This is a genomic window from Janibacter sp. CFPM2_SD2 (genome assembly GCF_057364645.1).
The window spans coordinates 1-17,079 of sequence record NZ_JBNFOF010000048.1 but is presented as its reverse complement, the minus strand read 5'-3'; the positions used below and the strand labels follow the sequence as shown (position 1 = coordinate 17,079).

Annotated in this window: 16 protein-coding genes and 1 pseudogene; 7 read left to right on the top strand and 10 right to left on the bottom strand. The window is 72.0% G+C overall.

Annotated elements, in window-relative coordinates; all coding sequences use genetic code 11:
• Positions 1 to 121 precede the first annotated feature (121 nt).
• The 6 genes and pseudogenes from mftD to AC2W7J_RS06785 all read right to left on the bottom strand — a co-directional run bounded on the left by mftD (position 122) and on the right by AC2W7J_RS06785 (position 6,142).
• Positions 122 to 1,371: pseudogene (mftD, locus tag AC2W7J_RS06810) on the bottom strand (pre-mycofactocin synthase MftD).
• 13 nt (positions 1,372 to 1,384) lie between these two features.
• Complete coding sequence (mftC, locus tag AC2W7J_RS06805) at positions 1,385 to 2,647, bottom strand: mycofactocin radical SAM maturase (protein ID WP_068328741.1); 1,263 nt, start codon at positions 2,645 to 2,647, stop codon at positions 1,385 to 1,387.
• Between the two features lie 9 nt (positions 2,648 to 2,656).
• Complete coding sequence (gene mftB / locus AC2W7J_RS06800; RefSeq protein WP_200811133.1) at positions 2,657 to 2,923, bottom strand: mycofactocin biosynthesis chaperone MftB; 267 nt, start codon at positions 2,921 to 2,923, stop codon at positions 2,657 to 2,659.
• A gap of 52 nt (positions 2,924 to 2,975) precedes the next feature.
• On the bottom strand, positions 2,976 to 3,083 hold the full coding sequence (gene mftA, locus AC2W7J_RS06795; RefSeq protein ID WP_082807721.1) for a mycofactocin precursor MftA: 108 nt from the start codon (positions 3,081 to 3,083) through the stop codon (positions 2,976 to 2,978).
• 115 nt (positions 3,084 to 3,198) lie between these two features.
• A complete protein-coding gene (gene pgm / locus AC2W7J_RS06790) occupies positions 3,199 to 4,857 on the bottom strand; it encodes a phosphoglucomutase (alpha-D-glucose-1,6-bisphosphate-dependent) (protein WP_485981864.1) in 1,659 nt (552 codons plus the stop codon).
• 73 nt (positions 4,858 to 4,930) lie between these two features.
• Positions 4,931 to 6,142 carry a transcriptional regulator gene (locus tag AC2W7J_RS06785; protein WP_485981863.1) on the bottom strand — a complete coding sequence of 404 codons (1,212 nt, stop codon included), beginning with the start codon at positions 6,140 to 6,142 and terminating at the stop codon, positions 4,931 to 4,933.
• A gap of 58 nt (positions 6,143 to 6,200) precedes the next feature.
• Here AC2W7J_RS06785 and AC2W7J_RS06780 point away from each other — a divergent pair, with 58 nt between their 5' ends.
• Positions 6,201 to 6,743 carry a YbaK/EbsC family protein gene (locus tag AC2W7J_RS06780; protein WP_485981862.1) on the top strand — a complete coding sequence of 181 codons (543 nt, stop codon included), beginning with the start codon at positions 6,201 to 6,203 and terminating at the stop codon, positions 6,741 to 6,743.
• A gap of 30 nt (positions 6,744 to 6,773) precedes the next feature.
• Here the strand turns inward: AC2W7J_RS06780 and AC2W7J_RS06775 are convergent, their stop codons facing one another.
• Genes AC2W7J_RS06775 through arsM form a run of 3 tightly spaced genes read right to left on the bottom strand, consistent with a single transcriptional unit; the run spans position 6,774 to position 9,081 of the window.
• Positions 6,774 to 7,166, bottom strand: coding sequence for an arsenate reductase ArsC (locus AC2W7J_RS06775; RefSeq protein WP_421008866.1), 393 nt, complete (start codon positions 7,164 to 7,166; stop codon positions 6,774 to 6,776).
• Positions 7,163 to 8,245 carry an ACR3 family arsenite efflux transporter gene (gene arsB, locus AC2W7J_RS06770; RefSeq protein WP_485981861.1) on the bottom strand — a complete coding sequence of 361 codons (1,083 nt, stop codon included), beginning with the start codon at positions 8,243 to 8,245 and terminating at the stop codon, positions 7,163 to 7,165. Before arsB ends, AC2W7J_RS06775 begins: the two co-directional genes overlap by 4 nt.
• The gene (arsM, locus tag AC2W7J_RS06765; protein WP_485981860.1) at positions 8,242 to 9,081 is read right to left on the bottom strand and encodes an arsenite methyltransferase; all 840 of its coding nucleotides are present in this window, start codon (positions 9,079 to 9,081) and stop codon (positions 8,242 to 8,244) included. The genes arsB and arsM overlap by 4 nt, the downstream gene beginning before the upstream one ends.
• Before the next feature lie 83 nt (positions 9,082 to 9,164).
• Here arsM and AC2W7J_RS06760 point away from each other — a divergent pair, with 83 nt between their 5' ends.
• The 6 genes from AC2W7J_RS06760 (at position 9,165) to AC2W7J_RS06735 (ending at position 15,064) form a co-directional block, all read left to right on the top strand.
• Complete coding sequence (locus AC2W7J_RS06760; RefSeq protein WP_084449803.1) at positions 9,165 to 9,515, top strand: ArsR/SmtB family transcription factor; 351 nt, start codon at positions 9,165 to 9,167, stop codon at positions 9,513 to 9,515.
• 55 nt (positions 9,516 to 9,570) lie between these two features.
• Positions 9,571 to 10,425, top strand: a complete 855-nt coding sequence (locus AC2W7J_RS06755) for a transglutaminase-like domain-containing protein (protein WP_485981859.1) — start codon at positions 9,571 to 9,573, stop codon at positions 10,423 to 10,425.
• Positions 10,426 to 10,568: 143 nt separating this feature from the next.
• Positions 10,569 to 11,639, top strand: coding sequence for an SGNH/GDSL hydrolase family protein (locus AC2W7J_RS06750; RefSeq protein WP_485981858.1), 1,071 nt, complete (start codon positions 10,569 to 10,571; stop codon positions 11,637 to 11,639).
• A gap of 96 nt (positions 11,640 to 11,735) precedes the next feature.
• Entirely contained in the window at positions 11,736 to 12,941 is a 1,206-nt protein-coding gene (locus tag AC2W7J_RS06745) for an SGNH/GDSL hydrolase family protein (protein WP_485981857.1), read from the top strand.
• Positions 12,942 to 12,950: 9 nt separating this feature from the next.
• Entirely contained in the window at positions 12,951 to 14,072 is a 1,122-nt protein-coding gene (locus tag AC2W7J_RS06740; RefSeq protein WP_485981856.1) for an MMPL family transporter, read from the top strand.
• On the top strand, positions 14,069 to 15,064 hold the full coding sequence (locus AC2W7J_RS06735; protein ID WP_485981855.1) for an MMPL family transporter: 996 nt from the start codon (positions 14,069 to 14,071) through the stop codon (positions 15,062 to 15,064). The genes AC2W7J_RS06740 and AC2W7J_RS06735 overlap by 4 nt, the downstream gene beginning before the upstream one ends.
• A gap of 253 nt (positions 15,065 to 15,317) precedes the next feature.
• On the opposite strand, the gene purB is transcribed toward AC2W7J_RS06735, so the two are convergent.
• On the bottom strand, positions 15,318 to 16,727 hold the full coding sequence (gene purB / locus AC2W7J_RS06730) for an adenylosuccinate lyase (RefSeq protein WP_485981854.1): 1,410 nt from the start codon (positions 16,725 to 16,727) through the stop codon (positions 15,318 to 15,320).
• Positions 16,728 to 17,079 lie beyond the last annotated feature (352 nt).

The following is a 17,079-nucleotide window of genomic DNA, read 5'->3' as shown; positions in this document are numbered from 1 at the left end:
GGCAGGTGCGGGCCGTGCTGCTCGAGCGACCCGACGGCACGACGAGGAGGTCCACCCCTTCGGCCTCCGCGGAGGCAAGGTGGGCCAAGCTCGCGCGGCCGGTCGGGGGAGGGCATGCCCGTCAGCGCGTCGTCGCGGCCGCGGGCACACCGAGCTCGCGGTGGAAACCCTCGGGGACGAGCAGGTGCTCGGGGCCCAGCTCGGCGACGGAGGAGAGGGCGAGGCCGCGCAGCGCGGAGTCGACGCCGCCGTTGAGCAGGTCGAGGACGTTTTCCACCCCGGCCTGGCCGTTGGCGGCGAGCCCCCAGAGGTAGGCCCGGCCGATGAGGACGGCCTTGGCGCCGAGGGCGAGGGCCTTGACGACGTCGGAGCCGCGGCGGATGCCGCCGTCCATGACGACGTCGACCTGGTGGCCAACCCGCTGTGAGATCGGGTGAACCATGCGGATCGCGGCGGGGGTGCCGTCGAGGTTGTTGCCTCCGTGGTTGGACACCGAGATGCCGGCGACACCGACGTCGACCGCGCGCAGTGCGTCGTCGACGCGGGAGACGCCCTTGAGGACGAAGGGGGTGCCGCTGATCTGCGACCACTGCTCCCGCATCCACGCGACGTCCTGCCAGGAGGGCGGCGGCGTGGTCATCCACTCGTAGTAGGCACCGAAGAAGGTCGGCGCCTCCCCTCCGGGCGGGGTGAGGTTGGGCGCGGTGAGGTCGGGCAGCTTGCCGGTGTCGATGAACTGGCGGCCGAAGTCGACGAGCCAGCGAGGCTTCGTCGCGACCTGCGGGGCGAGCCGGATCATCGCCTTGAGGTCGACCTTCTCGGGGATCTCCGGGCTGCCCCAGTCACGGCCGATGGAGAAGGACCAGTCGAGGGTGGCGATGAGGCCCTTGGCGCCGGCCTCGTGGGCGCGGGTCATCCGCTGGATCATCGTGTCGCGGTCGCCGGTCCAGTACATCTGGAAGAAGGTCGTCGCTCCGGTGTCGCAGACCTCCTCGACGGACTTCGAGGCGAAGTTGGACAGGCCCATGATCGTGCCGCGGCCGCGGCGGCCCGGGCGACGGCGACCTCGCCGTCGGGGTGGACCGCCTGGACGCCGGTGGGGCTGATGATGACCGGCGAGCCGATCTGCTGGCCGAAGACGGTCGTCGACTGGTCACGCTCGGGCTGCTGGCCGACGACGTGCGGAGCCAAGCCGATCTCGGCGAAGGCGCTCTGGTTGTCGTCGCGACTCTGGCCGCGCTCCGACCCGGCGACGAGTGCGCCGTAGACGGGAGCGGGCAGCTTTTTGCGGGCGCGCTCCTGGGCGACGGCGACGGACTCGAACCAGGGGTTCTGCTTCCAGGGGTTGGTGAGCCACTCGGGCTTGTTCATCGTCTCGTCCTCGTCATCGAGGGTCGAAGCCAGCGAGCGGGCTCTCGGCGCACGGCGAGACCGGACGCGGCGGGGCAGCGGTCTCCCCTTCGGGCCGGCGGCGCATGAGCTTGAGCATCACGGGCTCGTTGCGGGTGGGGTTGGCCTTGGAGTGGTCCTGGCTGGCGGCGGGCACGGTGCGCTCGCCCGAGAGGGCGGACTCGCCGTAGCCCTGGACGCACTCCGGGTCGGGGCCGTCGAGCGGCAGGCCGGTGAAGAACTTCGCGGCCATGCAGCCGCCGCGGCAGCTGTCGAAGTGGGCGCACTTCGAGCAGGCGCCACCGGTCTGAGGGGAGCGCAGCTCGCGGAAGAGCTCGGAGTCGCGCCACACCCCGCCGAAGCCGCCGTCGGTGAGCAGGTTCCCGGCGTGGAACTGGTCGTGGATCGCGAAGGGGCACGCGTAGACGTCACCGACGGGGTCGATGAGGCAGACGACGCGGCCGGCGCCGCAGAGGTTGAGCCCGGGCAGGGACTCGCCGAAGGCCGCAAGGTGGAAGAAGGAGTCGCCGGTGAGCACGTCCTCTCCGTGAGCCATGAGCCAGTCGTAGAGCACCCGCTGCTGCTCCGGCAACGGGTGCAGTTCGTCCCACACGTCGGCGCCGCGGCCCGAGGGACGCAGCCGGGTCAGGCGCAGCGTGGCGCCGTAGCGGTCGGCGATGGCCTTGAAGTCGTCGAGCTGGCTGATGTTCTGTCGGGTGCAGACGACGGAGATCTTGGCGTCACCGAACCCGGCGGCCTGGAGGTTGTCGAGGGCACGCAGCGCCATGTCGTAGGAGCCGGGGCCGCGGACGTAGTCGTTGACCTCGGCGGTCGCGCCGTCGAGGGAGATCTGTACGTCGACGTAGTCGGTCGCGGCGAGGAAGGCCGCGCGCTCGGGGGTGATCCGGGCGCCGTTCGTCGAGAACTTCACGCCCACGTCGTGGGCGACCGCGTACTCGAGCAGCTCCCAGAAGTCGGGGCGGATCGTCGGCTCACCACCGCCGATGTTGACGTAGAAGACCTGCATCCGCTGCAACTCGTCGATGACGGCCTTGCACTGCTCGGTGCTCAACTCGCGCGGGTCTCGCCGACCCGAGCTGGAGAGGCAGTGGGCGCACTCGAGGTTGCAGGCGTAGGTCAGCTCCCAGGTCAGGCAGATCGGGGCGTCGAGGCCGAACTCGAACTGCTCGACGAGCGTGCCGCCCTCGGGGCGGGCTGGTGCCTGCCGGGCCGCGGGTCGGTCGGTGGTGAGGGTCATGCTGGCTCCTCAGGAGTCGGTGCGTGGGCGGATCATGCCGTTGGCGGCAAGACCCTGCAGCGCACGCAGGTACCCGTCGTGCTGCTCCTGCGGGATGCCCTCGGCGACCAGGGTGCTCTGCACGTCCGGGTGGTCGGCGAGGTGCTCCACGACGCGGACGAGCTCCGGTCGCTTCAGGAAGGACAGCTTGCGGTTGTGGAAGTTGTAGGCCAGGGCCCCGAAGGGTTCGGGGCGAAGCGCCACGGATGCCGACAGCTCCCAGGGCCGCATCAGCATCCGTGGCGTTTCCGCGTTCATCGCGATCATCGATCTCTGGTCGAGGCGCGGATCAGTAGACGCCGCACATGCCGTCGATGGAGACCTCTTCCACGAGGTCATCGGCGACTGCGTCGACCTGAGCGTCTTGCTCGAGACCGTCGTGCTGCTCGTCTGCCATGGTGTTGTCCTTCCGACGTCGCTGTCTGGTTCGGCCCAAGTTAGTGACGTGAGAGGACGGCCGTAACTGCCCTAACGGGTAGTCCGTGGCCTGCCCGGGTCGGTCAGGCGGGTGGTCAGGCGCCGCCCAGTGCCGCGTCCACGATGGCCCTGGCGTCCGCCTGCACCTGCGCCAGGTGCTCGGGCCCGCGGAAGGACTCGGCGTAGATCTTGTAGACGTCCTCGGTGCCCGACGGGCGGGCGGCGCACCACGCCGACTCGGTGGTGACCTTGAGCCCACCGATGGCCGCGCCGTTGCCGGGGGCCTCGGTGACCTTGGCCGTGATCGCCTCTCCTGCAAGGGAGTCCGCGGAGACAGCGGCCGGGGTGAGGGCCTTGAGGGCAGCCTTCTGCTCACGGGTCGCGGGCGCGTCGACGCGGGCGTAGGCGGGCTCGCCGTGGCGGGCGACGAGATCGGCGTAGTGCTCGCTGGGGGAGCGACCGGTGGTCGCGAGGATCTCGGAGGCGAGCAGAGCGAGGATGATGCCGTCCTTGTCAGTGGTCCACACCGACCCGTCGTGCCGCAGGAAGCTCGCCCCCGCCGACTCCTCGCCACCGAAGCCGACCGACCCGTCGAGCAGCCCGGGGACGAACCACTTGAAGCCGACCGGCACCTCCCACAGGTCCATCCCGAGGTCCGCGGCGACCCGGTCGATCATCGAGCTCGACACGAGCGTCTTGCCGATCCGCCGGCTCGACCAGCCCGGCCGCGCCCCGCCGTGCAGGTACTGGATCGCCACCGCGAGGCAGTGGTTGGGGTTCATCAGCCCGACGTCGGGGGTGACGATGCCGTGCCGGTCGGAGTCCGCGTCGTTGCCGGTCGCGATGTCGTACCGATCCCGTTGAGCGACAAGGCTGGCCATGGCCGCAGGGGAGCTGCAGTCCATCCGGATCTTGCCGTCCTTGTCGAGGGTCATGAAGCGCCACGTCGGGTCGACGAGCGGGTTGACCACCGTCAGGTCGAGGCCGTGGCGCTCGCCGATCTCGCCCCAGTAGTGCACGGCCGCGCCGCCCATCGGGTCGGCGCCGATCCGCACGCCGGCGTCCCGGATCCGTTGCAGGTCAACGACGCTCGGCAGATCGGTGACATAGGCGGCGAGGTAGTCGTGATCGGTCGCGGCGGCCCGGGCCCGGGCGAAGGGGGTCCGCCGCACCTGCCGCAGGCCGTCGCGCAGGTGCGCGTTGGCCGCGTCGGCGATGGCGCTTGTGACGTCGGTGTCGGCGGGGCCACCGTGCGGCGGGTTGTACTTGAAGCCGCCGTCGCTCGGGGGGTTGTGCGAAGGGGTGACGACGATGCCGTCGGCGAGGCCGCCCCCCTTCGCCGTGAGGTCCTTGCCCCGGTTGGCGGTGAGGATCGCGTGCGAGATCGCCGGGGTCGGGGTGTAGCCGTCGCGGGAGTCGACGAGGACGGTGACGCCGCCGGCGACGAGGACCTCGAGGGCGGTGGTCCACGCCGGCTCGGAGAGGGCGTGGGTGTCGCGGCCGAGGAAGAGCGGGCCGTCGATGCCGGCTGCGCGGCGGTGGTCGACGATCGCCTGGGTGGTGGCGAGGATGTGGGCTTCGTTGAAGGACGCGGTGAGCGAGGAGCCCCGGTGCCCGCTCGTGCCGAAGGCGACCTGCTGGTCGACGTCCTCAGGGTCGGGCTGCACGGCGTAGTAGGCGGTGACGACGTGGCTGACGTCGATGAGGTCCTCGGGCAGTGCGGGCTGGCCCGCTCGGTCGGCGGCTGCGCTCATGCCCTGACGCTATCGCCCTCCACAACCGCTCCCTGAGGAGCTTGCGCAGCAAGCGTCTCGAAGGGAGACCTCCTCAGGGACCGGAGATCGCCGCCAACCGCGCGGTGAGCGGCGCCGTGGCCGGGTGGCGGGCCTCGCCGAGCTCGTCGAGTGCCCGCTGGAGCACCTCGGCGTCGGCGACGACCTCGCTGTAGGCGAGCACGGCCGAGGGATCGGGGTCGGTGAGCAGGCACTCGCGGACGGCGACGGCGAGGTAGTCGGCGGTCTCGGTGAGCAGCGGCGAGCTGGTGCCGGGGACGAGGTCGCCGCCGTAGGCGTCGACGGCGCGCGGGGCATCGCTGCGGCGCACCGCCGCCCGCACCGCGTCGACATCGCTCGTCACGGGCAGGTCGAGCCGATAGGGCCGGGAGGCCAGACGGCCGCCGAGGGCGGAGCGCAGCTGGCTGACCTCGGACTTCAGGGTGCTCGTCGACACCCGCTCGTCGCCGTAGAGGTGGGCGTGCAGCTCGCCGAGCGAGAGCCCCTCGGGGTGCAGGGCGAGGATCGCGAGGATCTCCACCTGGCGGCGGGTGAGCAGCAGTCGCGACCCGTCGAGGTGGACCTCGCTCGCGCCCAGCAGGCGCAGGTGCAGCCCCTGGTGCGCGGGCACGGTCAGCGTCGAGGCGAGGGACGAGGCGGGGATCGCGGTCTCGAGCAGCCGGGCGAGCGCCTGCGCGGTCGCGGCGCCGATCGGGTGGTTGCGGTCCCACGTCGTCGACAGGTCGAGGACCCCGAGCTGGGCGCCGGTCCCCGGGTCGTGCACGGGCGCGGCCCAGCAGACCCAGCTGTGCACGATCGGGGCGTAGTGCTCGGCGGCGAAGACGGTGGACACGGAGTCGGTGCGCAGCGCGAGGTTGAGCGCATTGGTCCCGACGCTGCCCTCGTCCCACCGGCCGCCGGCGACGAAGTTGACCTGCTCGGCGGCGCTGCGCATGACCCGCCCGCCGTAGGTCCACAGGATCCGGGTCTGGGGGTCGGTGACGGCGACGACGAGGTCGCCGTCCTCGGCAGCGGAGCGCAGCGCGCCCTCGAGCCGGGCGACCGCGGCCGACAGCGGTGACTCCGCGAAGAGGCTGGCGGTCTCCCCTTCGTCCGCCAGCGGAGCGGCCTCGACGGTCGCAGGCAGGTGCTCCGCGGACCGGCGCCACGACGACAGGATCTCGGGGCGCACCTGCTCGGGCGCGCTGCCCTCGCGCCAGTGCTCCCAGGCGCGCTCCAGCGTGCGCCGTCGACTGGACTCCACCATCGGCCACCTCCTCGTGGTCCCCGTCAGCGTAGGCCGGAGCGGGGCCTAGGGTCGAGGGATGAGCACCGCAGCCGGCACCCTGATGTGGACCCCGGCGGCCGAGCGGCCCGACCTGCTCGCCGCCCCCGTCGCCGCCGCGATCGCGGCGGTCCCCTCGGCCCGCGTGGCCGAGATCGACCCCGAGCTGGCGGACACCGCCGCCTTCTGCGAGGCCTATGCGTCGCCGCCGCAGTTGTCCGCCAACTGCGTCGTCGTCGCGGGCCGAAGGGGAGGGGAGACCCGGCACGCCGCCGTCCTCGTCCTCGCGACGGACCGGGCGGACATCAACGGCGTCGTGCGCCGGCACGTCGACGCGCGCAAGATCTCCTTCGCCCCGATGGACGAGGCCGTCGAGGTCACCGGCATGGAGTACGGCGGCGTCACCCCCGTCGGGCTGCCGGAGGGGTGGCCGGTGCTCGTCGACGAGGCGGTCGTTGCCGCCGGCGAGGTCGTCATCGGCTCGGGCGTGCGCGGCTCCAAGCTGCTCGTCGACGCGGCCGAGCTCGCGGCGCTGCCGAGCGCCGAGGTCCTCGCCCTGGCGCTCCCCGCCCCCGCTGGCTGAGGTGCGAGCGCCAGCGAGCCTCGAAGCCACCTACCCGAGCGACTCGAGCAGCTCCCGTACCCGGCCCTTGATCTCGTCACGGATGGGGCGCACGGCCTCGACGCCCTGCCCGGCGGGGTCGTCGAGCTGCCAGTCCTCGTAGCGCTTGCCGGGGAAGATCGGGCAGGCGTCGCCGCACCCCATCGTGATGACGACGTCGCTGGCCTGCACGGCGTCGGTGGTCAGCACCTTGGGCCGCTCGGTGGACAGGTCGATGCCCTCCTCGAGCATCGCTGCGTGGACGGCGGGGTTGATCGAGTCGGCGGGCGCGGAGCCGGCGGAGCGCACCTCGACGGCACCTCCGGACAGGGCTCGTGTGTAGGCCGCGGCCATCTGCGAGCGGCCGGCGTTGTGCACGCAGACATAGAGGACGGAGGCGGTCATCGGGACTCCTGCAGGGACGAAGGGGAGGGGAGACGTCGGCGCAGGGCGAGGCTGACGTAGACGAGGCCGACGAGGACGGGGACCTCGATGAGCGGGCCGACGACGCCGGCGAGGGCCTGGCCGCTCGTCGCGCCGAAGGTCGCGATGGCGACGGCGATGGCCAGCTCGAAGTTGTTGCCCGCCGCGGTGAAGGCGAGCGTCGTCGTGCGCTCGTAGCCCATGCCGAGCGCCCGCCCGAGCAGATAGCCCGCGCCCCACATGAGGGCGAAGTAGGCGAGCAGCGGCAGCGCGATCCGGGCGACGTCTAGGGGCCGTGAGGTGATCGCCTCACCCTGCAGGGCGAAGAGGACGACGATCGTGAAGAGCAACCCGTAGAGGGCCCACGGCCCGACCTTCGGCAGGAAGGTCTGCTCGTACTCCCTTCGCCCCCAACGGCGCTCGCCGATGCGTCGGGAGAGGTAGCCCGCGAGCAGGGGGATGCCGAGGAAGATCAGGACGGACTTCGCGATCTGCCAGGCGGAGACGTCGAGGTCGGCCTGCTCGAGGCCGAGCCAGCCGGGCAGGACCGACAGGTAGAACCAGCCGAGCCCGGCGAAGGCGACGACCTGGAAGAGCGAGTTGAGCGCCACGAGGACGGCGGCGGCGTCGCGGTCGCCGCAGGCGAGGTCGTTCCAGATGATGACCATGGCGATGCAGCGGGCGAGCCCGACGATGATCAGGCCGGTGCGGTACTCCGGCAGGTCGGGGAGGAGCAGCCAGGCGAGGGCGAACATCAGCGCCGGCCCGACGACCCAGTTGAGCAGCAGCGAGGACCCGAGCAGCCGCCGGTCGCTCGTCACGGTGTCGAGCCGGTCGTAGCGGACCTTGGCCAGCACCGGGTACATCATCACGAGCAGGCCGAGGGCGATCGGCAGTGAGATCCCGTCGACCTCGATGGCGCTCAGCAGGTCACCGAGGCCGGGGACGAGCCGGCCGAGGAGGAGTCCGGCGACCATGGCCAGCCCGATCCACGCCGGCAGCCACCGGTCGAGGGTCGACAGGCGGGCGGGCGCCTGCGCTGGTGCGGTGTCGACGCTCACTGCGGGGCGGCCTTGCTCGCGCGGACGAAGGCGCTGGCGAAGGACCCGTCGAGGGCGTCGACGACCTGCTCGAGCGTCCAGCCGTGCGGCAGCTGGTCGCCCACGAGGCCGGACAGGCGGTGCAGGTCGTCGCGGCCGTAGGTGCGCGTGATCTCCACGGAGGCGTCGGTGAAGCCCACCGCCGTGAGCCGCTCGACGTAGTCGGTGTCGAGCAGGGCTCCGGAGATGCAGCCGGTCCACAGACCGACGATGCCGCGCAGCGCATCGGGGATCCCGCGGAGGAGGACGACGTCGGCGACGGCGAAGCGTCCGCCCGGCCGCAGCACGCGGTGCGCCTCACGGATCACGGCGTCCTTGTCCGCGCTGAGGTTGATGACGCAGTTGGAGATGACGACGTCGACGCTCGCGTCATCGAGCGGGATGGCCTCGATCCGGCCACGGACGAAGCGCGCATTGGCGATGCCGGCCTCGGCCTGGTTGCGGCGGGCGAGCTCGAGCATCTCGTCAGTCATGTCGAGCCCGGTCGCGGTGCCGGTGGGGCCGACGCGGCGCGCGGAGAGCAGCACGTCGAGACCGCCGCCGGAGCCCAGGTCGAGGACGTCCTCGCCGGGGGAGAGGTCGGCGAGGGCCGTCGGGTTGCCGCACCCGAGCGAGGCTGCGAGTGCCGCGTCCGAAGGGGAGTCCGTCCCCTCGTAGAGACCGACGGTGATCGGGTCGGGCTCGCCCCCGGGGCTGGACCCGCTGCAGCACGGGCTGGCGTCTCCAGTGAGGTGGGACCGGGCGGCAGCGGCATAGCGCTCGCGCACGGCGTCGCGGGTGGGGGTCGTGGGGATCACGAGAAGCTCCTGCTTCGATGGATGTCGAATCAACTGCCGTGGCCAGCATGGTCCGTTGATTTGAGATATGTCAAGATAAGCTCGTGAGCATCCTCGAGTCGGTCCCCGGTGAGCAGGCCGTGACCTGCTGCGGGCTGGCGACCTCGCCTGTCACCGAGGCCGACGCGGCCCGTCTGGCGCCGGTCTTCAAGGCGCTCGGCGACCCGGTCCGGCTGCGCATGGTCTCGATGATCGCCGCGCAGCCCGAGCTGTGCGTCTGCGAGATCACCCCGGCCTTCGACCTGTCGTCGGGCACGATCTCGCACCACCTCAAGCTGCTGCGCGAGGCCGGGCTCGTCGACTGCGAGCGCCGCGGCACCTTCGTCTACTACTGGATCAACCCCGAGGCCCTCGGCGCCCTGTCGACCCTGCTCGCGGTCGCCCCTGCCGGCTGAGCCCCCCGCCCCCTTCGCTTTGACGCCAGCCGCCCCGGCGCGGTCCCATGGGTCCATGACCGACCTCGCGATCGTCGACGCCGACCCCACGCCGCTCACCGCCACCGTGGGGACCAAGTTCGCCTACGGCACGACCGGAGTCCGCGAGGCGCTCCTCTCCTTCGCCGTGTCCACTGCGCACGACATCCTCGAGGAGGAGATCCTCATCCACGCGGGTGGTGAGCAGGTCGAGGCGCGAGAGCTTGCCGGCAACCACGGCACTCGGCTGCACGTCGTCGACGAGGTGGGCGACGGCTGGCTCGAGGTGACCTATCGCGCGGTTGTCGACATCACCAGGCCGACCGGTGACCAGGTGGGGCGTGAGATCGACTTCGACCGCTGGGTCTTCACCCGTCCGAGCCGCTACGCCGAGTCGGATCGACTGGCCCCCATGGCTGCTCGGCTCTTCCCGAGCCAGTCCGGGATCGAGCGGGTCAATGCCGTCGGCGAGTGGGTCAACACGCACATGGCCTACATCTCCGGGTCGAGCCGGGGCACCGACGGCGCCGTCGACTCGATCCTCCAGGCCTCGGGGGTGTGCCGCGACTTCGCGCACGTCGTCGTCGCCCTGCTGCGGGCGCTCGGCACCCCCGCGCGGCTCGTCTCGGTCTACGCCCCGGGGCTGCAGCCGATGGACTTCCACGCCGTGGCCGAGGCCTGGGTCGACGACGCGTGGCACATCGTCGACGCGACCCGACTGGCCCCCCGCGAGGCGATGGTCCGCATCGCCACCGGCCGCGACGCGGCCGACACCGCCTTCCTCACCACGCGCGGTGGCCGTACGACCTTCAACCGTCAGGTCGTCACCGCCACGCTCACCGAGGGCCGGCTCCCGCAGGAGGACCCCTCCGCGCTCGTGCGCCTGGCCTGAGCCCACGGCCCCGGAAGAGGGGGCCGACCCGCATCTTCCCGCATCCCGAGACGCCGCGCGCCTCGTCATGCACGTCACCCGAGCCGTAGTTACCGTCGAGTAACTGCTGGTCGTTGACGACCGGCCCAGCCCGGGAGGAAGTCATGCGCGTTCGCGCTCTGTCCGTCGTCACCGCCGTCGCCGCCGTGGTGGCCACCGTTGGAGCGAGCCCCTCGAACGCCGCCCCCGGCGGCTCGGTCGAGTCGCCGCAGCACTTCGTCCAGCTCGGCGACTCCTTCTCCTCGGGCAATGGCGCGGGCAGCTACGTGGAGAAGACCTGCTGGCGCTCGCCGAACAACTACGGCGCCCGGGTCGCCCAGCTCAAGGGCGCGACCTACACCAATGCGGCGTGCAGCGGTGGTGTGACCGCTGACATCCTCGAGCCGCGCGATCTCGGCTCTCCCTCGTGGCGCACGCGCACCTATCGGATCCCGGCGGGCGCGGTCGACGCCCGAGCCCAGTGGCTGGCGAAGGCGAAGGCCGACCAGCTCTGCGGCACCCCGGCCCAGTCGGACTTCTCCTACGTCTACACCGTCAGCTCGAGCGCGTCGGCCGGCGACCTCTACACCGCGACGGTCCGCTGCCAGCTGCAGGCCGCACCGCAGATCGACGCGGTCGACCGCTCGACGGACGCCGTCTTCGTCACCACGGGCGGCAACGACGTGCGCTTCACCTCGATCGTCATCGACTGCCTCGTGCTGCGCTCCGCGGGCAGCTGCAAGGCGCGCATCGACGCGGCGAACGCCCAGCTGACGTCGCTGAAGCAGGAGACCAAGGAGACACTGCAGGCGGTCCACGACCGCTCCGGCGGTCGCGCGCACGTCTACCTGCTGGGCTACCCGCACCTGATCAACACCGACAACTTCCGCCTGGGCTCGACCTATGACGCAGGGAATGAGCTCTCGCGGATGCAGCTGCGCGGCGACACCCTGCAGCGGGCGGCGATGGCGGAGCTGTCCCGCGCCAACGGTGGCCGGGGTGGGTTCACCTTCGTCGACGTCAAGCGTGACTGGGGTGGCTACACGCACGGGATCGACCCGCATGTCATCGCGGACAACAGCGATGCCTGGCTCGTCCCTGTCCTCTCGCCGGGGCGCCAGCTCAAGGAGTTCGTCCACCCGACGGCCGCGGGTTGGGGTGCGAGCGCGCTGGCACTCGCCGACGCGATGCGCTGAGTCAGTGGGGGCGGGCTCTAGCCACTGCCGGCCCGCCCCGGCGATTACTCTCGAGTCACCAGCCGCTCGACGGGGAGCGGCCACCAGGAGGTCACCATGCGCCGACGTCGTCGCACCCTGTCCATCGCCACCGCTCTCGCCGCCCTCGCGGCGGGCATCGGGACGGCCCTCCCGGCCGGTGCGGCGCCCCCTTCGCCGGACTACGTCGTGCTCGGTGACTCATACTCGGCCGGCAACGGCGCGGGCACCTACACCGAGCGCACCTGCTGGCGCTCGCCCGACAACTACGCGGCCAAGGTGGCCGCGCAGGACGGTGCGAACCTGACCAATGCCGCGTGCAGCGGTGGCGTCGTCGCCGACATCACGCAGCCGCGCGCCCTGGGGTCCCCCTTCGTGCGGACGGCGACCTACGAGGTGAGCGGCACGGCGGCCGTCCAGCAGCGCAAGTGGCTGCAGCGGGCCGAGGCCGACGCCCTGTGCGGCACGCCCGCCCAGCCGGACTGGTACTACGAGCAGACCGTCACGAGCAGCGCACCGACGGGCCGGCAGCTCACCGCGACGGTCAGCTGCCAGCTGACGGCCGCGCCCCAGGTGGAGTCGGTGACCCCGCAGACCGATGCGGTCTTCCTGACCGTCGGCGGCAACGACATCGGCTTCAGCACGATCGTCCTGCAGTGCATGGTGCTGCGCTCCCCGAGCGGCTGCCGCACGACGATGGACGCGGCCAACGCGACCCTGCCCGCGCTGAAGGACGACACGGCCGAGGCGCTCGCCGCGATCCGGGAGAAGTCGCGGGGCAATGCGCACGTCTACCTCCTCGGCTACCCCCACCTGCTCAACACCGACAGCTACGGCATCCCCGAGGCCGCACCGACCTACGATGCCGGCGCCGCGCTCGACGAGCTGCAGCGCCGCGGCGACGAGCTCCAGCGCGAAGGGGTCGCCGAGCTCGACGCGAGCGCGAAGGGTCGGGGTGGGTTCACCTTCGTCGACGTCAAGCCCGCGTGGGGCGGCATGGCGCACGGGCTCGACCCGCGCTCCGTCCCAGACAACACCCAGGCCTGCTCGTGCCCGTCCTCGCCCCCGGGCGTGAGCTGCCCGAGTGGGTGCACCGACCGGCGAGGGCTACACCGCCTCGGCATCGGCGCTGAGCGCGGCCATGCGCTGAGGCGCGCCGCCGCCGCCCTTGCGCCTCCGCTCCGAACCCTGCAAAACCCTAGGGTCTTGCAGGGTTCGGAGCGCAGGACCCTGGGGTTTTGCAGGGTTGGGTCGACCGTAGCGCTGTGTCCAATGTTCGTCTAAGGTTTGGGCATGTCCTCCCTCTCGCGCCGCAGCGTGCTGCCCCGCCTCCTCGCCGGCCTCGTCATTGTGCTCTGGTTCGCCGTGGGGGCAGTGGGTGGGCCGCTCGTCGGCCAGCTGTCGAGCGTGCAGGACAACGACCAGGCCTCCTTCCTCCCGCAGTCCGCCGAGTCGACCCGCGTGGCCGAGCAGCTGCCGGACTTCGAGGCCGACTCCACGCTGCCGCTCATCGTGGCCGTGGAGGCCGAGGGTGGGCTGGGGCGTGACCAGCTCGCCGAGCTCGGCGACTGGGCCGAGCGGCTGCCGCAGCAGCAGCTGGACTCCGCGCCGGGGACGGTGGCGGACTACCTTGCCGCCCAACGGATCCCGGTGATCCCGTCGGAGGACGGTGACGCGGCGATCGTCGTCCTCAGCCTCGACGCAGCGGCCGTCGAGGAGACCGTCGACGAGACGAGCATCTCCGACCTGCTCGTCGACGACCTGCGGGGCAGCCTGGCCCCGGACGTCGACAAGGCCACGGTGGCGGTGACCGGCCCGGCGGGCTTCGCCGCCGACCTCGGCGAGGCCTTCGCCGGCATCGACGGGCTGCTGCTCCTCGTCACGCTCGCCGTCGTGCTCGTCATCCTGCTCGTCGTCTACCGCAGCCCGGTCCTCCCCTTCGTCGTGCTCCTCACGAGCATCTTCGGGCTCGCGCTCGCGGCACTGCTCATCCACCCGATGGCCGCCGCCGACTGGATCCAGCTCTCGGGCCAGAGCCAGGGCATCCTCTTCATCCTCGTCGTCGGCGCCGCGACCGACTACTCGCTGCTGCTCGTCGCGCGCTACCGCGAGGAGCTGCACGCGGCCGACCCGCTGCCGGCCCTGCGCATCGCGTGGCGCCAGACCCTGGGGCCGGTCGCGGCCAGTGGCGGCACCGTCATCGCGGGCCTGCTCTGCCTGCTCTTGTCCGACCTCGGCAACATCGCCGGCCTCGGGCCGGTCGGTGCCCTCGGCATCGCCGGGGCGATGACCGCCTCGCTCACCCTACTCCCCGCGGCCCTCGCGCTGCTGGGCCGGGCCGCCTTCTGGCCGTCCGTGCCCGACGCGGCACGCGCCCGCAGCACCGGCTCTGGTCCGGTGTGGCGCGTCGCGTGACGTCCCGTCCCCGCATCACCTGGGTCGTGACGACCGCCGTGCTGCTCGTCGCCGCGGCTGCGGCGCTCACCTTCCCGACCCAGGGCATCACGCAGGCACAGTTCTTCACGACCGACGTGGAGTCCGTCGACGGTCAGCGCGTCCTCGACCGGCACTTCGACGGGGGAGACCAGCGGCCCGTGCAGGTCGTCGTCCCCGACGCGGCCGTCCGCGAGGCGAAGCGGGTCCTCGCCGACCACGACGACGTCTCGGGGCAGGTCCGCTCGCAGGAGTCGACGACGGGGTCGGGGTCGACCCTGCTCTCGGCAACCCTGACCGTCGGGTCCGAGTCGCCCGAGGCGCGCGACGTCGTCCGCGACCTGCGCGGCGAGCTCCACGACGTCGACCCCGACATCATCGTCGGGGGCGCGACCGCGACCGCGGTCGACACCGACGACGCGAGCATCCGCGACTACCGCGTCGTCGTGCCCGCGATCCTGCTCGTCGTCACCCTCGTCCTCATGGCCCTGCTGCGGTCCGTCGCTGCGGCGGTGCTGCTCGTCGTGGTCAACGTGCTGACCTTCGCCGCGACCCTCGGGGTCTCGGCGGTGCTCTTCACCCGCGTCCTCGACCAGCCGGGCGCCGACCCCTCGACGCCCGTCCTCGGGTTCGTCTTCCTCGTCGCCCTCGCCGTCGACTACTCGATCTTCCTCATGACGCGTGCGCGGGAGGAGTCGCTGCACGTCGGGACCCGCCGCGGGGTGCGCCGAGCCGTCGCGGTCACGGGCGGGGTCATCACCAGCGCCGGCGTCGTCCTCGCCGCGACCTTCTCCGCCCTGTGGGTGATCCCGCTGCTCTTCCTCGCGCAGATCGCCTTCATCGTCGCCTTCGGCGTGCTGCTCGACACCCTCGTCACCCGCTCGGTCCTCGTGCCGGCGCTCGCCACCGACCTGGGCAACCGCATCTGGTGGCCCGGGTCCGGGCGGATGGCCGACGACGAGGAGAGGGGCTGAGGGTTCTCGCCGGCCCGCCCGCAGCGTCGTGACTCGCGGGTATGACGACCACTCGCCACGCGTGACGGCGGCCGGCTCCCGTCGTACCGGGGCTCTTCGCCCTTCGCTGGAGCCGTAGTGGTCGTCGTACCCGGGGGTCACCACGGCCCGCGCCCCAGGGTCCGCGCGGACACGCACACACCCTGCAGGACCCCAGGGTCCTGCAGGGTGTGGTGGTGGGCCCCGCCGTGTGGGTGCGTCGGGAGAGAGCAGCTCAGTCGAGCAGGTCGACCAGCTGCGGTGCGATGCCGATGTAGGTCGCCGGGGTCATCGCCGCGACCCGCTCCTCGACCTCGGCCGGCAGGCCGAGCCCGCGGACGAACTCGACGAGCTCGGGCTGGCCGATGCGCTGACCGCGGGTGAGCTCCTTGAGCCGCTCGTAGGGCTCCTCCATGCCGGGCACGCCCTGCGCGCCGAGGGCCCGCATGACCGACTGGATCGGCTCGCCGAGCACCTCCCAGTTGCCGTCGAGGTCGGCGGCCATCGCCTCGGGCACGGCGTCGAGCCCGGCGAGGCCGCGGCCGGCGTTGTCGATCGCGAGCAGCGAGTGGCCCAGGGCGGTGCCGATGTTGCGCTGCATCGAGCTGTCGGTGAGGTCGCGCTGGAGGCGCGAGGTGACGAGCGTGGAGGCGAGCACGTCGAGGAGCGCATTGCTCACCTCGAGGTTGGCCTCCGCATTTTCGAAGCGGATCGGGTTGACCTTGTGCGGCATCGTGCTCGACCCGACGGTGCCCTGACCGCGGACCTGGGCGAAGTAGCCCATCGAGATGTAGGTCCACACGTCGGTGCACAGGTTGTGCAGCACGCGGTTGAAGCGGGCGATGTCGGCGTAGACCTCGGCCTGCCAGTCGTGCGACTCGATCTGCGTCGTCAGGGGGTTCCACGTCAGGCCCAGGCCCTCGACGAAGGTGCGCGAGATCTCCAGCCAGTCGGCCTCGGGCACGGCGGCCAGGTGGGCGCCGAAGGTGCCGGTCGCGCCGTTGATCTTGCCGAGGTACTCGTCGTGCTGGATCCGCCGCAGCTGGCGCATCAGGCGGTGCGCGAGGACGGCGAGCTCCTTGCCCATCGTCGTCGGGGTCGCCGGCTGGCCGTGGGTGTGCGAGAGGAGCGGCACGTCGCGCAGGTCGACGGCCATCGCCGCGACGGCCTCGGCGAGGGCGTCGGCGCGCGGCAGCCAGACCTCCTCGACGGCCCCCTGGACCATGAGGGCGTAGGCGAGGTTGTTGATGTCCTCGCTCGTGCAGCAGAAGTGGATGAGCTCCGACAGGCCGGCGTCCTCGGGAGCCGGCGCGATCTTGCGCAGGCGCTCCTTGAGGAAGTACTCGACGGCCTTGACGTCGTGCTGGGTGACCTTCTCGGTCGCGCCGAGCTCGGCGATGTCCTCGGGGCCGAAGTCCTCGACGACCTGCCGCAGCGCCGCCTGCTCGTCCTCGGTGAGGGCGCGCACGCCGGGCACGACCTGCTGCGAGGTCAGGTGGATGAGCCACTCCACCTCCACGTGCACCCGCATGCGGTTGAGCGCGGGCTCGCTCAGGTGGTCGATGAGGGGCGAGACGGCGGGCCGGTAGCGGCCGTCGAGCGCGCCGAGGGCGATCTGGGGCGTGGCGTCAGCGAGGCTCTGCATGGCCCCCATCCTCCCAGAGGCGAAGGGGGTGCCCGTCACCTCGACCAGGGGCCGGGCACCCCCCTTCGTCACCCCGGGCGGCGCCGTTACCGATTTGAGATCTTCCCCCCGTCTGTGTCTACGGTGTGCGACGGCCCGGCGGGCACCGTCCGCCGGCACGACCGATGCGGTCACCTGACCGCTCGTGGCCCTCGACGGGGCCGCGTCCCGAGACGAGGAGGAGTCATCACCAATGGCCACCACCCGTCACAGCACCACCCGCCGCGCCGCCCAGGCGCTCGCCGCCGCCGGCCTGCTGACCGTGGCCGGCACCGGCACCGCCAGGCCGCCCCAGGGGCCCCAACGCCGGGCA

Excerpts from the sequence above, each read along its gene's own strand:
- mftC (WP_068328741.1), bottom strand. The coding sequence starts at position 2,647 with ATGACCCTCACCACCGACCGACCCGCGGCCCGGCAGGCACCAGCCCGC.
- mftB (WP_200811133.1), bottom strand. The coding sequence starts at position 2,923 with ATGCTGATGCGGCCCTGGGAGCTGTCGGCATCCGTGGCGCTTCGCCCC.
- mftA (WP_082807721.1), bottom strand. The coding sequence starts at position 3,083 with ATGGCAGACGAGCAGCACGACGGTCTCGAGCAAGACGCTCAGGTCGAC.
- pgm (WP_485981864.1), bottom strand. The coding sequence starts at position 4,857 with ATGAGCGCAGCCGCCGACCGAGCGGGCCAGCCCGCACTGCCCGAGGAC.
- AC2W7J_RS06785 (WP_485981863.1), bottom strand. The coding sequence starts at position 6,142 with ATGGTGGAGTCCAGTCGACGGCGCACGCTGGAGCGCGCCTGGGAGCAC.
- AC2W7J_RS06780 (WP_485981862.1), top strand. The coding sequence starts at position 6,201 with ATGAGCACCGCAGCCGGCACCCTGATGTGGACCCCGGCGGCCGAGCGG.
- AC2W7J_RS06775 (WP_421008866.1), bottom strand. The coding sequence starts at position 7,166 with ATGACCGCCTCCGTCCTCTATGTCTGCGTGCACAACGCCGGCCGCTCG.
- AC2W7J_RS06755 (WP_485981859.1), top strand. The coding sequence starts at position 9,571 with ATGACCGACCTCGCGATCGTCGACGCCGACCCCACGCCGCTCACCGCC.
- AC2W7J_RS06750 (WP_485981858.1), top strand. The coding sequence starts at position 10,569 with ATGCGCGTTCGCGCTCTGTCCGTCGTCACCGCCGTCGCCGCCGTGGTG.
- AC2W7J_RS06745 (WP_485981857.1), top strand. The coding sequence starts at position 11,736 with ATGCGCCGACGTCGTCGCACCCTGTCCATCGCCACCGCTCTCGCCGCC.
- AC2W7J_RS06740 (WP_485981856.1), top strand. The coding sequence starts at position 12,951 with ATGTCCTCCCTCTCGCGCCGCAGCGTGCTGCCCCGCCTCCTCGCCGGC.
- purB (WP_485981854.1), bottom strand. The coding sequence starts at position 16,727 with ATGCAGAGCCTCGCTGACGCCACGCCCCAGATCGCCCTCGGCGCGCTC.